The 13,401-nt window shown below is 54.6% G+C and carries 10 protein-coding genes; all 10 read right to left on the bottom strand.

Features of this window, described 5'->3' with window-relative positions:
- Positions 1-324: 324 nt before the first annotated feature.
- The 10 genes from ACLD72_RS24835 to ACLD72_RS24790 all read right to left on the bottom strand — a co-directional run bounded on the left by ACLD72_RS24835 (position 325) and on the right by ACLD72_RS24790 (position 13,367).
- On the bottom strand, positions 325-1,380 hold the full coding sequence (locus ACLD72_RS24835; RefSeq protein ID WP_411000769.1) for a LacI family DNA-binding transcriptional regulator: 1,056 nt from the start codon (positions 1,378-1,380) through the stop codon (positions 325-327).
- A 666-nt stretch (positions 1,381-2,046) separates the two neighbouring features.
- On the bottom strand, positions 2,047-4,191 hold the full coding sequence (locus ACLD72_RS24830; RefSeq protein ID WP_411000771.1) for an alpha-amylase family glycosyl hydrolase: 2,145 nt from the start codon (positions 4,189-4,191) through the stop codon (positions 2,047-2,049).
- A 457-nt stretch (positions 4,192-4,648) separates the two neighbouring features.
- Positions 4,649-4,936: a nucleotidyltransferase family protein gene (locus ACLD72_RS24825; protein WP_411000773.1), complete on the bottom strand. Its 288-nt coding sequence runs from the start codon at positions 4,934-4,936 to the stop codon at positions 4,649-4,651.
- Positions 4,926-5,366, bottom strand: coding sequence for an HI0074 family nucleotidyltransferase substrate-binding subunit (locus ACLD72_RS24820; protein ID WP_251594856.1), 441 nt, complete (start codon positions 5,364-5,366; stop codon positions 4,926-4,928). The genes ACLD72_RS24825 and ACLD72_RS24820 overlap by 11 nt, the downstream gene beginning before the upstream one ends.
- Before the next feature lie 34 nt (positions 5,367-5,400).
- Complete coding sequence (locus ACLD72_RS24815) at positions 5,401-6,207, bottom strand: MBL fold metallo-hydrolase (RefSeq protein WP_251594854.1); 807 nt, start codon at positions 6,205-6,207, stop codon at positions 5,401-5,403.
- A gap of 9 nt (positions 6,208-6,216) precedes the next feature.
- Positions 6,217-6,966, bottom strand: a complete 750-nt coding sequence (gene yycI / locus ACLD72_RS24810; protein ID WP_411000776.1) for a two-component system regulatory protein YycI — start codon at positions 6,964-6,966, stop codon at positions 6,217-6,219.
- A 560-nt stretch (positions 6,967-7,526) separates the two neighbouring features.
- Positions 7,527-8,822, bottom strand: coding sequence for a YycH family regulatory protein (locus ACLD72_RS24805; RefSeq protein ID WP_411000778.1), 1,296 nt, complete (start codon positions 8,820-8,822; stop codon positions 7,527-7,529).
- Positions 8,819-10,642 (bottom strand): cell wall metabolism sensor histidine kinase WalK, encoded by a 1,824-nt coding sequence (gene walK / locus ACLD72_RS24800; RefSeq protein ID WP_411000780.1) that lies wholly within the window; start codon positions 10,640-10,642, stop codon positions 8,819-8,821. The genes ACLD72_RS24805 and walK overlap by 4 nt, the downstream gene beginning before the upstream one ends.
- Before the next feature lie 3 nt (positions 10,643-10,645).
- The gene (gene yycF / locus ACLD72_RS24795; RefSeq protein ID WP_411000782.1) at positions 10,646-11,362 is read right to left on the bottom strand and encodes a response regulator YycF; all 717 of its coding nucleotides are present in this window, start codon (positions 11,360-11,362) and stop codon (positions 10,646-10,648) included.
- Positions 11,363-11,777: 415 nt separating this feature from the next.
- Positions 11,778-13,367: a peptidoglycan DD-metalloendopeptidase family protein gene (locus ACLD72_RS24790; protein WP_458476195.1), complete on the bottom strand. Its 1,590-nt coding sequence runs from the start codon at positions 13,365-13,367 to the stop codon at positions 11,778-11,780.
- Positions 13,368-13,401: the final 34 nt, after the last annotated feature.

The raw sequence follows: 13,401 nt of genomic DNA, 5'->3' as shown, positions 1-13,401 counted from the left end.
TATTTCTTGTCATCGTAAGCAACCGCGCAAAATGAATAATGGGCCGAGATTGTCCCTCCCGGCCACCACGGCTTACCTTCCATTAATATAGCCGGGCGTGACCCCCTTGAATCATGAAGACGTTAAGGTTCTTGCGCTTGTCACATTGCCGCGCTAACACACAAAAGAACCCGCCCGAAGAATGACATTCTTTGTCAGCCCCATTGCCTGCGATCTTGCTTCACTCTTGCCAAACTGGTTCAAATAGTACATCGGAATAGTCCGTTTTGAGATTAATTTTAAATTATAGCCCGCCTGCTTGTATACTGTCAACCAACGTACAAATCAAGTCGTTTCCTTTTCCGTGGAGCGCCGCACTACAAGCTTGGGCTCCACCCATCGGCGCCTGCCGGACAGAGCCGCCTCTGACTCGTTGATTTGTGCCATCAGCATTTCGCCGGCCGCCGCTCCCAGCGCAAAAGTGTCCATGTCCAGGCAGGTAAGCGGCGGAGTGGTGAAGGGGGCGAGCGGCCTATTGTCAAAAGTGGCGACACCCATCTCGTCCGGGATGGACACCCCCCGCCCGCGAAGCTCCTCCAGGGCCCCGAAAGCAACCAAATTGCTCATGCAGATGATCGCGTCGGGAACGCTTGGCAGGGCAAGCAATTCGCGCACCAGCCTGCGCCCGTTGGCCTCGTTGGCATAACCGGGCAGCACGATGCCGGACGGTACGGGAGGGCCTGCTTCCGCCTCCTTTCCCCCCCGTATTCCTTCAGCGACAAGCACTTCCCGGTATCCCGCCACCCTTGCTTCAAACATCGGATCGCCCCGCTCCCCGCCAATAAAGGCGGGATTGCGGTATCCCCGGGCAAACAAGTGGCTGGTCAGCATTGCCGCCCCGCGGCGATTGTTGATATCCACCCAGCACAACGGGGCCATGCCGGGGATTTCGCCAATAGAGACATAAGGAAATTTCAAGCCGTTTAACTCCCCGGCCAGCTCCGGAGTCAGGATGGAATTGTCCATAATCAGCCCGTCCACTTTGCGCCCCAGCACAAAACGGCTGACAAACCGCTCCCGTCCGACATGTTCGATATTGCTGATCGTCAGTTCGTAGTCAAGCGGCCCGATGACGCTTTCCACGCCGCCGATAATATCGTAGAAGGAAGCGTTCAAAAAATCGCTTTTGCGTGTCAGATCGATAACCAGTCCGACATTGTAACCTTTTTGTTTCGCTAACCGCGTGGCCAAGCTGCTTGGTTCATAATTCATCTCGCGCATGACGGCCCTAACCTTTTCCTTGGTTGCTTCCGAAATGCTCGGCGCATCGTTCAGCACTTTCGATACGGTTGACTTGGCCACATTCGCGGCTTTGGCAATGTCGTTAATCGTGATTTTCATCGTATTAGACCCTCTCAAAAAAAATACAATGATTTACAACTAATTATACCGGTTTCCCCTCCTTCACAAAAGCAGGAAATTAAGCGCATACAAGAAAAACGCCTGACGGCGTCCTGTAATGGCTCTGACTTCTACTTTGGAGCGATTGGAGGGATGGGTGTTCTTACCCCATACCCATTCCTTCTTCGGTTCTTTGAGTAACCTTCCCCTTCTTTCATGAACAGTAGCGTCAAGTCCCTTGGCCCTTTCCAATCTGTATCTACATCCCGTGGACGTTGCTCTAACGGACACCAGCTACCTTATCCGCCCATTTCCCGGGTATTTCCCAGCCTAACGGACACACACGACCCTATTTCGCTCTAAACCCGTTCATCCAGACCGATTTGAGGTAAATAAGGTCATCCGTGTCCGTTACATTTTGCTAACCTCCGTTTTTCCTCAAATAACGGCTCTGGTGTCCCCTAGCTTTCAGATTCTCTTCTCCTTCCGACTCTACCCGCACATCGCCCTCTACCAAAAAAACACGGAATTTCCGCTGGCCCTAACCGCAGCAGAAATCCCGTGCCTTTACTTCACGCCCCTCCCCAATCACATTTACATGTTGGCTTTAACTGACGGCCGCCGCTGCTTCTTCCGGATGCCGCTCGCTCCGGCTGCTTAGGACGCTTAATTTTGCCAGTCCACCGTCACCGTCCCTACGCCGCTGGCCGGCGTCGTGTACGTATGGTTGCTCCCGCCTTCCCAAGTAGCCTTGCTTCCGTTCGACTTTATAAACTTAAATTCCAGTTTTGTCCCGGCCGGTACGCTGACATCGTAATACCAGGTCGGGTACTTCGCGATCACCTGATTGTACATCGGTCCAACCGCTTTGTCCGGGTCCCAGGAGCCGAGCTCGGCGACGTTGCCAACAAGATAAACGTTTGATCCATAATCGGTCGTAGCATGATTGACCAGGAAACGCACCGTGACCTGATCACCTGTCAGTACATTAAAGTTGCTGAATTTATTGCTAGCGGTGCCGGACGATGTTTTGACCGATACGCTTGTTTTACCGGCCGTGACACTCGGTACGAGCACCTTAATCTGTGTATCTTCCCAACTTACGATGCCAGAGCCGGTCACCGCTGTCGTGCCGAAATAGACCGTGCCCGCCGTGGCACCGAAACCGCGGCCGTCAATCGTCACCGTGTTCCCCGGTTGGCCCATAGTGGGACCCACATTGCCGATCGTCGGTGATGTTTCCGCCGCTGTGTACTGCCATACCGCCGTGCCGCCTGCCGCCAACGTAAAGTTGGTGACGGCACCGCCGCTGCCAACGGTAATGGAATTGCCGTTTAAGAGCCCGCCTAGCTCATCTGAATAAGTGCCCGCCGGCAGCGAGCTCAACAGGCCCGAGATCGGATAAGACGTGGATGTACTCCGATTGATCGCAACCAAAGCGGCGCTGCTGCCGAATTTGCGCTCAAAAACCAGCACATCGTTGTTGACCCAGCGCTCCGTCGTCGTCCCGTAAGCGATGGCCGGGTTCGATTTACGCAGCGGCGCCAAAGTTTGGATCACTTTATAAGCCGTTGTACCTGTATTAAACGAGGTCATCATCGCCCGGTTGTTGGGGTCGCCATCGCCGGTCATGTATTGCTCCGTGCCATAGTAGATAGCTGGCACGCCGCGGGAAGTCAGCGTCAGCGCCAACGCTTGCTCGGCCGACCGCGTACCGGCGCCGGCAACCTGGAACCGGTCCATATCATGGTTGTCGATAAAGGTCACCATATTGTTGATGTAGTCGTATTGGGTTTCCGTGCTGGCCAACACCGTGTAGAGGTCCTTCATCGTTTCCGTTTTGTCCCGGAACACTTCGCGCACTTCCTGGGCGTATTCAAAGTCCAGCAGGTTCATGCCGCTTTCGTTGGCAAATTTAATGTTGTCCCCGTCGGTTTGATCCGCGCCAAGATACCATTCCCCAAACGTAAATACCGGATGATCGCCGCCGTAAATCGAGGAAACGAAGCTTTTTTGCCAGCCGAAAGGCATATGCTTCACCGCGTCAAAACGAATCCCGTCCACGCCCATGTCGAGCCAGAGATCGATGGCGGTTTTAAAATAAGCGTCCATCGTGCTGTTGTTATGGTTGATGTCCGCCAAGTCGTAGAGGTTTTTGTAAATGCCATCTTCAATCGTGGAAAAATCGGTGCCCCCGTTGTGATGGAATAGGCCGGCCGAATCATTGCTGTAAGTGCCGAGCAGCGAACCGTTATCATACAACGCACCGTTCTCAGCGAAGCCGGGATTGTCCCTGTCGGCCGGAGACGTGTGGTTGGGGGCGAAGTCGATCACAACCTTGATGTTATTGGCGTGAGCCGTATCAATCAGATTTTGAAAATCGGCAAAATCCCCGAAAGCGTCGTTCGTTTGCTTAAAATCCCTCGCCCAGTAGCCGTGATAAGACGTATTGTTAACGCCGGAATACTTGATGACGGAGGTGATATTCTCCATAGGCTGGGATATCCAAAGGGCGGTAACGCCCATGCCGGTCAGATAGCCGTCATTAATCTTGTCGATAATCCCCTGCCAGTCTCCCCCGAAATAGAGCTTCAAATTGGATCGGTCGCTGCTGAACGCATCCCCCGTCGGGTTGTTCGTCTTGTCCCCATCCGCGAAGCGGTCGGTCACAATCTGATAGATGACGTCCGTACTAAAATTGACCTTGTTGTCCACACTTGTATCGGGTGACGCCCATGCGGGCAGCGAAATCCCCAACGCCAGACTCAGCGAAAGCGCCAGGGAGGTCAAACGTTTGAACTGCGATTTCATTGTCCTATCTCTCCTCTCAAATGTTCTGCCGATCTTTGGGAGCCGAACCTGCCTGGCCTGCATAAGGCGGGTGCACAACCGCCAGAGGCAGTATGGCAGGCAAACAATAAAACGCTTACACAATTTAGGGAAACCGGTTTCCTTCCTAAAAATACCACTCTTAATTAGGACAAGTCAATACCTGAATTGGAATTTTCTACATTTCAGGCGTCTTTGCAAAAAATAGCCGGATTTTTGAGGTTCAAAACCGAAATCGCGTTTGAGTGCGAAAAATCTAACGGTTATTCCACGTTTTGGTTGGAGTTATGGGGCATTTTTAAATCAATAGGCGTGCTCAGAACCGTTAGAAAAAGAAACACCGTCTTTGGAGCCAAATAAGCGTAGGTCACAACCGTTAGCGCAGAAGCCCAAAAGGCCCCCCTGTCATTTTCAATGACGTACGGGAGGCCTTCTCTTTCTATTTTTCCGGATAAAATAACACCTTGTCCTTACGTATACTCTCCAATAAGTACTCGTTGTCGACGAACGGTAATTCGACGATATCTATTTTCAGAAAACCTGCCGCATCATCAAAAGCGCTTTTTACATGGGGAGGAAGCTCTTGTTCCACCATCAAGTCGATATCCGAACTGGCCGTACTATCGCCTCTGGCCCTGGAACCGAAAATATAAACGTTCGATAATCCGCTGGACTTACAAACCTCCAGCAATCTGCGATAAATCCGATCAGGCATATCAAAGGGCATTTTCCACATACTCCTTCAGTACTTGCCGCAAATTTTTAAATTCTTCAAGATATCTTTTAATAATGCGTTCATACACGGAATCGGCTTTTGCTTCAAAATATTGATGAGTAGTCGTATTGCGGTCGTATACTATATCTTCCCATAAAACGGTATCCTCAATCCAGCCCCTGGACAGAGCTTCACGAAAAATATCCTTCGGGTAAGGCGGAATATTGGCCAATCGTTCTTGAAAAATAGAATGAAGAAGCCCTTTTGCCATTTCATATGTATATTCGAATCTTTTTATAACCGAATCCCGAATATACACATTGTAAGGTTGCGCACAGGCGTCTTCCAGCGTTTCAACCGCATTATAAAACAAGCGAAACTTAAACAATACCCGCTCACGAGCCTTGTCTTTGCCAGAATCGAATACATTCGTCCTATCCACAACACAATCCCCTCTCAATATAAAAAATAGACAATCACCGCTCCTTCAGCACATCCCAGGGCGTCGGGCGGTCGTAATACGTGTCGCAGAGTTTGAACTCGCTGTCCTTGTAGAAGCAGCCGCGGTCCTCCATGGCGCTGCGCACGGACATTTTGGCCAGATCGAGCATATTGTGCTCGCGGCTTAAGTGCGCCAAATACACCCGCTTCAGGCGCCCGTTCAGGATTTCGCTCATCAGTTCGCCGGTCGCGTCGTTGGACAGGTGCCCCAGGTCGCCGAGGATACGCCGCTTAATGTTCCACGGGTAACGCCCCATCCGCAGCATCTCGATGTCGTGGTTTGCCTCGAGCACCAGCACATCGGCGTCGCAAATCGCTTCCTTCACCTTGTCGCTGGCATACCCTAGGTCGGTGCACACGCTCAGCTTCTCACTGCCGTCGTAAAAGCTGTAGCCCACCGGCTCGGCGGCGTCATGCGAAATCGCAAACGACTCTACCCGAAGCGAGCCGAAGTCGCGCGTTTCCCCCGTGCCCAGCACGCAGCGCTGCTCGTCCGGAATCGCGCCGATCGCTTTGTCCATGGCGGCCCATGTCTTTTCGTTGGCGTAAACCGGGAGATTGTACTTCCGGGCTACCGCGCCCAAGCCCTTGATATGATCGGAATGCTCATGCGTAACCAAAATCCCGGACAACTCCTGCCCGGTCACTTCCCGCTCCATCATCAGCTCGTCGATCCGCTTCGCGCTGAAGCCCGCGTCGATCATCAGCGTTACTTCCCCATTCGCGACCAGCGTTGCATTGCCTGTCGAACCGCTCGACAGCACCGAAAAACGTATCCCCATGATCTCCCATTACTCCTTTGTCTTCTCTGTGTTCGGACTGATAACGTCCCCACTGATGCCCTGCACGTAATACTCTTTGCCGCTCTCCAGCATAAACCGCCAGGCCGGCGCGGCCGGCAGATGTGCGTCCGAATCGAACACTTCCCCATAGTATCCCAGCTCGATTTCCGTCACGACCGACCCTTCCGGCAGGAAGTTCTCAATCAGATTGCCCAGCGCCTTCGACGCCGACAGCACCCGCTGCGGTTTCTCCTCCTCGGGATAGCTGATCTCGATCGCCTGGCGCTGGTAAGAAATGATCTTCTGATTGCTGCCCAACAGCTTCATCTCGATTTTAAAAAGCGGCCACTTGCCATCGACGAGCGGATGCAGAACAAACACGTCCGCGCTGCTCGCCACCTCGTCATACCGGTATTGGTCGATGTCCGGCAGCGTGTTCTTTAACGCCGACGCCAACTCACGCGGCGAAAAAATCAGCTTGCTGTCCACCGGCGCCGGCAAATCCACGGTTTTGCCCCGCTGATCCCCATCCACGAAGCGGTAGGCGATTTTGGCCAGCTCCGGCGTCTCCGTCGGAATTTTCGCCAGCACGCGGATCTGCTTCTCATCCATAAGTCTTTGCGTGTTGTTCTCCAGGGAGGTGATATCCAGATTGGAGTCCCTCTGTTCCCGCACACCGTTCCACAACTGATAGCCAAGCACCAGGTTCAGCAGTAAAAACGCGTAAATCAGCACATTTTTCGCCCGGCCCCAATCCATGAATCATCCCCCCTTCGCTAAAGTCACGAGTCTAATCTAGTAGAAACATTCGAAAAAACGTGTACTGGCGCGTTTGTGCAAACCATTCGTGCACCGTAAAGCCAGCCCTAACGGACTCCAGCGACGCTATTTCGGTGAAATCCACTGTTTTCAAAATGTAACGGACACTACAGACCTTATTCGGCGATTATGCACCCAAAACCGGCCTATTTCGAGAAAATAAGGGCTCCCCTGTCCGTTAGAATTGAAATCGGCGTTTTTTCAGGCAAATAAGGTCGCTCAGGTCCGTTAGCCTACATGCGATCAGCCCCGCCGGCTAGCAACGTTCATGTCCGGGCGTTCCGGCGTTCTAGCGTTCCGACATCCAGGCATCCAAGCGTTCAGGCACCAGAAGCTCCGGCATTCGCACTATCGGGGGCGTTCCCCGTCCCCGCGACTCATGGCTTCAACGCTTTCTCCATCGTATTCGCCGGACCATAACCATCGCCCAATCCAACCCACGGCCCACGAGGTACGCCGCCATTGCCGCATTCTCCACACCCACCCGGCAACCCCCGCGCTTACTTCAGCACCCGGATCGCCCCGTTGCTCAGCTCGGCCACCCAAGTTGGCGTAAGCAGCAGCCCGTCCTCGGACAAGGACGGCAGATAGGCCGGGTACAGGCGGGCGACGTCCGCCCCCGTCTGCAGCTTTGCGACCTGCTCCCGCAGCGTTTTGCCGCCGGGCAGCGCGACGACCTTCTTCTCCCAGCTGCCGCCCGCGCTATAGATGAGCGACCTTTCGTAGCCGGTGATCGTCCCCTGGCGCATTTCCAGCGAAATCGCTCCATAATGGAACGAAGGCAGATCGAGGATCGGAAAAGCGCCGTACTGCCCAACTCCGTAATACTGCTGAAAAACAACCCTGGGCTCGTCTTCATTCAAGCCGTCGGTCTGCTCCAGCCGGTATTTGCCGTTCCAGCCGCCGTGCTGATTGACGAAGTCCACGGCAGACAGCACGTTTTTGCTCGGACTGTTTTCGCCGCCCGAAGGCGCCGCCGGATCGGTGTAGTTGATCCAGTTCCGGTCCTGCTTGACCTGCAGGCTTCGCTTGCTGTCCGTGTAAATTTCCGAACCGTCCTTCTCGCGGATATACCGGGTAATGCTCGGGTCGAAAAAGAGACTGCGCTGCATCTGTTCGGTCGAATACACCCCGATATTCAGGCCCGTTTCCACCAGCTCGACCGGCTCCTCGGGAAGATAGTAGCCATCCGCCGTTAACGTGTACGGCACCCAGTTCTTGCCGAAGTCGGCCTGCTGCTGCACGTCCTGCACCGTCAGGTCGGCTTTGGTCGCCTCATAGACGACATCCCCCTGCGCGCTGAAGAAAAACGCCCGCACCTGGTCCTCGGTGCCCGTGTTGTAAATGAGCAGCCGGCTGACGGTTTCCGCGTCGAACAGCGGATCGGGAGCGATCTGCATCACTTTTTGCAGCAGCTCGACCGGAATCCCGTCCCCGAACTCCAGCTCGATGCCGACATGATCGCCGCGGAACGCGGACCAATCGAAATTTTGCACCGCATGGCGCTGAAATCCGTCAAATTGCCGGACCTTCAGCCGCGAATAAATCAAATTGTAAAACGTCGAATCAGGGTAAAAAACGGTATGCCGCTCCTTGCCCAGATGCACCGCGATCTGCGAAGGATACAGCATATCTTCGCTTTTCAGCGCGGTTCCCATATTCTCCGTGCGGATATAGTCGCTTCCCGATTTGACGACCGGGTTGCTCCCCGGCAGCTGGTAAATCAGAAAATAGCTTTGGATCAGGCTGCACGCCACCAGCAAGACCAGCGTCAGCGATTTGATTTTTTCTTTCATCTCGCTTCGCCTCCCTGGGGTTCCATCGGCAGCGTAAAGGTGACTTTCGTGCCTTTGCCGAATTCCGACTGCAGGGAGATCGTCCCCCCGTGCGCCTTCACAATTTCCCGGGCAATCGACAGGCCAAGGCCCGTGCCGCCCATATTCCGCGAACGCGCCTTATCGACGCGGTAAAACCGCTCGAAAATCCGGTCCAGGTCCTTTTTCGGGATGCCGATCCCGTTATCCTGTACCGAGATGGCGAGCTGCCCGTCTTCGCTCTTGCGGGCCTCAAGCGCGATCGCTCCGCCTTCCGGCGTATATTTCATCGCGTTCGAAATGAGGTTGTCCAGCACCTGGTCGATTTGGTCCCGGTCGATCCAGGCCGTGTCCACATCGCTGGCGATGAACAGCGTTGGCTTGATCTCTTTTTCCTGCATTTGAAAAGAAAACCGGTCGGCCACTTCCTCCAGCATCTCCATCACGCTGGTCGGCTGTTTGCGCAGCTGCGCTTCCTTGGAATCGAGCCGCGACAAGTGCAGCAGGTCGGTGACGAGGCGGATCATCCGCTCTGTCTGGTTCTGGATGACGGCAGTGAACCGCGGACCCAGCTCCGGGTCCTGCAGGGCGCCGTCCTCCAGCGCCTCCGTGTAGCTCTTGATCGTCGTCAGCGGCGTGCGCAGCTCATGCGACACGTTGGCCACGAATTCCCGCCGGGAAGCCTCCAGCTTCTCCTGCTCCGTGACGTCCTGCAGCACGGCGATCGTGCCGATGATCCCGATTTCCCGCCGGTGAATCGGCGTAAACGTCACCCGGATCAGGTACATGTTGCCGTCCGGCCCGTCGTTCTCCAGAATCGCCGAATGCATCGTGCCCTGCTCCAGCACGCCTTGCTCCTCGGGCGGCAAATGGAGCAGCGACATGATGTCCGTCCCGAGGGCCGGGTGGTCTTCCACCTGCAGCATCTCGCCGGCCCGCCGGTTCATCAGGATGACCCGGCCGGTCTCGTCGGTCGCGATCACCCCATCGCTCATGTTCGTTAGAATCGAAGCGAGCTTCTCCTTCTCCTCTTCGTTTTGCGCTAGCGCGTCGCGCAGCCGGCTCGTCATATAGTTAAACGCCTTGCTGAGTTGGCCGATTTCGTCGTTGCCGAGCACGGCCATTTTCTGGTGGAACTCGCCTTCCGCCACCGCCGTGGCCCGCCGCGTCAGCTCCTTGATCGGCGACGTGATCGTATGCGCCAGGATGACGCAAAGTACCACCGTCAGGCCCAGCGCCAGCAAAATCCCGGAAATAAAGATGTTATTAATCCGCTCCATCGTGCTGTACAGTTCGGTCATGGAAGCCGCGATGTAGATCGCGCCGACGATTTTCCCGCCGCTGACGACGGGTTTGGCGACCACCTTCTTGCGGACGTTGTCGTCGTCGATGATGTATTCCTCGTTGTCCCGGATCCCTTGCAGCGCCCGGCTGACCACGGTTTGCGTGTTTTTCGTGCCGACGTAATCGGCGTGCGACGGTTTGGACGTCGTGAGCACCTTGCCGCTGGCGTCGAGCACTTGAATCTCCGCTCCGTTAATGCTGAACAGATTGTTGACGAGTACGCGGAGATTTTCCAGCGATTCCTCCGCCGACTCCCCGGACACGCCCAGGTTTTGCGCCGCCAGCACGGAGATCAGCTCCGCCCGCTCGTTGAGATCTTTGCTGAAATTGCTGGTCAGCGAGGTTTTCATCGCGCTCACGAAATAGACCCCGATCAGCTGCATCGCGATCAGGATCAGCAGCACGTAAATAATGATCAGCTTGGCCTGGATCGTGCGAAAAAAGGAGGGCAGATTCATCGCTTAGAATCCACCCGCCTTGGAGCTGCGCATCATATAACCTAGTCCCCGCCGGGTCAAAATATACTCCGGCTTGCTCGGGTCTTTCTCGATCTTCTCGCGCAGCCGCCGGATCGTCACATCGACCGTACGCACGTCGCCGAAATATTCGAACCCCCACACCGCCTGCAGCAAATGCTCGCGGGTCATGACTTTGCCGGCGTTCTTGACCAGGTAATGCACCAGTTCGAATTCCCGGTGGGTCAAATCCAACGGCTCGCCGTTCTTATGCACCGTATACATGTCCGTGTCGATGAACAGCTCGAACAGGCTGATGCCCTGCTTCGCGTCTTCGCCGTCGTCCTGAACCGCCGGCTTCTGCCGTCTGCGCATTTGCGCCTTGACCCGGGCCAGCAGTTCCCGCGTGCTGAACGGCTTGGTCACATAGTCGTCCGCGCCAAGCTCCAGCCCCAGCACCTTGTCGATCTCCCCGTCCTTGGCCGTCAGCATGATGATCGGCGTTTCCAGCTTCGCCCGCACCTCGCGGCACACATCCATGCCGTCTTTGCCGGGCAGCATCAAATCGAGCAAAATGAGGTCCGGCTGCTCGGAGAACGCCAGCTCCACCGCTGCAATGCCGTCAAAGGCGAGAATGACCTCGTAGCCCTCTTTTTCCAAATTGAATTTTAAAATATCCGCAATCGGCTTCTCATCGTCCACTACCAAAATTTTGCCTTGCATGACGCAGGTTCACCCCCAAACTTTCGGTCATGGCTTTCATCTTCCTCTATCTTACCATATCCTCGGCGGCATCAGCTATCCAAGCAAGAGGTTGAAGAGGCTTTGGCGAATTAAAGCAAAAAATGGCCTCACGCGACGACGTTCCATCAGGAACCGACCCGCGGGCCATTTTTTCATTTTGAGGAGTACAATAAGTACGTGTTCAAAAAGTCAGGTTTTTAGCACCAAGAAGGTTGGATGAAGCTAGGGACTGAGTAGCGGAGCGTAGGAGGAGCCTACGTGAGCAACTGAAATGTTTCCGCAGGAAACATGCTTCGGAAGCATATACTTGGCCCGGCTGAATTCAAGATTCGACGCCCGATCCACTTCGTGACTTGCTTCGTGATCAAAAGATGACTTTTTGAACTACCTCTTCTTACAGATATTTCATCGGGTTTTGGACGCCCCCGTTTTTATGGATTTCAAAATGCAAATGAGTGCCGGTGGAGCGTCCCGTACTGCCCATAACTCCGATCTTCGAGCCCTTCTCGACGATCTCGCCTTCCTTGACGCTGATCTTGCTCAAATGTCCGTATAGCGTCTCGTAGCCGTTTTTATGATCGATAATAATGACATTGCCGTATCCGGTTTTTGTTCCGGTGAACGAGACCACACCCTCGTCCGCCGCAAGGATGGCGCGATCGGAGGATACGAGGTCGACGCCTTTATGCGTCCGCCCCCAGCGTGACCCGTAGCTGCTCGAAATACTCGCCCCCGACACCGGCCAGGCAAACTGCCCGGTTCCTTCGCCAACCACCTTCGTCCCCTTCAGCACGATCCGAGGGGTCGCCTTTTTCGTCACGTCCTGACCGAGCCATTGCTCGGCAACAACGACGCCATTTTCCCTAGTAATGCGGTATTCCATCGTTTTCAGGCCGCTTGATCCTTTCGCGACGACCTTGGACTCACCGGCCTTCAGGTTATCGCTTTTGCGAATGATCAGCTGCGGTTCGGTCACGATTTCTTCCGTCACCTTCTCCACCGTTTTGACGGTCAGCGCCGGCTGCAGCGCTTTTACGTTCAACACCGTGCCGATTTGCATCGTCCGTTCCTCTACGTCAGGGTTATTAGCGAACAATTCGGCCTGTTTTACGTCGAACCGGGCGGCAATGGAGGATATCGTATCTCCTTCCTGTACCTCATATTCAATCGCTGCTTCGTTCCCCTGGACGATTTTTTGCACCGCCTCGTCGACGGTGAGCACCTTGTTCGGATCCGCATCTACGGCCCCCTGCGCCACTTCCTCGGTGATTTTGGCCGACTCCAGCGTGACGCTGGCCCCCTTGGACTTCACTTGCGACGTTTTGGATTTGGCCCCGCCGGTCAACTTCACTTTGGAGGCCAGCGTTTGCTGGTCGGTTTGCGGAACGTATTTTTCTTTAACTTGTTCCAGCACCGCCTGCGCAGCCGCCTCATCCTTCACGATGGCAATCACTTTTCCATCCACTTTCAGCTCAACGCTTTTAGCGTATCCGGTCAACAGGCTATACAACTCGCCCAGCGTTTCCTCGGAATCCACCTTCGCTTTATAGGCTTGCTCCGGCTTCAACGTAATACCTTCGGTATGTACGGCCATTTCCGCATGGGGATATTTTTGTCTATATTCTTGTTGTTTGCGTTCGATCATGGATTCAAATTCCGCCTTGCTGGCGATCGTGCCGATCTCCATACCGCCTACATAAACCCGGTAATAGGACACCGTATTGGCTTTGACGTATTGCTGGCCCGCCAAGTAGACCGAACCGGCAATCAATACGACTGCAGCCGCCGTTATAGCGGTTTTGCGCGTTTTAAGTATATTGGTGAAGGCCTTGATTTCTTCCGTCTTTCCAGTCTGTTCGGACATCTCTAGATCATTTTCCGGGCGGCCGTCACTCTCTTGCGCCTGGGACTGCTCCCCGCGCCACAGCTGCCAAAGCTTCCCCGTGAAACCTTTCATACTGATCTCCTTTTTCCATCGACTCATTTCGACCAAAAATAGTTTCAAAATTTTAACCTTT

The sequence above is a fragment of the Paenibacillus lacisediminis genome (assembly GCF_046567315.2).
The sequence above is the reverse complement of the archived record's forward strand: the minus strand, read 5'-3'. Positions and strand labels throughout refer to the sequence as shown.

Coding starts and splice junctions, on each gene's coding strand:
- ACLD72_RS24815 (WP_251594854.1), bottom strand. CDS start 6,207: ATGGGGATACGTTTTTCGGTGCTGTCGAGCGGTTCGACAGGCAATGCA.
- ACLD72_RS24825 (WP_411000773.1), bottom strand. CDS start 4,936: ATGCCCTTTGATATGCCTGATCGGATTTATCGCAGATTGCTGGAGGTT.
- yycI (WP_411000776.1), bottom strand. CDS start 6,966: ATGGATTGGGGCCGGGCGAAAAATGTGCTGATTTACGCGTTTTTACTG.
- yycF (WP_411000782.1), bottom strand. CDS start 11,362: ATGCAAGGCAAAATTTTGGTAGTGGACGATGAGAAGCCGATTGCGGAT.
- ACLD72_RS24835 (WP_411000769.1), bottom strand. CDS start 1,380: ATGAAAATCACGATTAACGACATTGCCAAAGCCGCGAATGTGGCCAAG.
- ACLD72_RS24805 (WP_411000778.1), bottom strand. CDS start 8,822: ATGAAAGAAAAAATCAAATCGCTGACGCTGGTCTTGCTGGTGGCGTGC.
- walK (WP_411000780.1), bottom strand. CDS start 10,642: ATGAATCTGCCCTCCTTTTTTCGCACGATCCAGGCCAAGCTGATCATT.
- ACLD72_RS24830 (WP_411000771.1), bottom strand. CDS start 4,191: ATGAAATCGCAGTTCAAACGTTTGACCTCCCTGGCGCTTTCGCTGAGT.
- ACLD72_RS24790 (WP_458476195.1), bottom strand. CDS start 13,367: ATGAGTCGATGGAAAAAGGAGATCAGTATGAAAGGTTTCACGGGGAAG.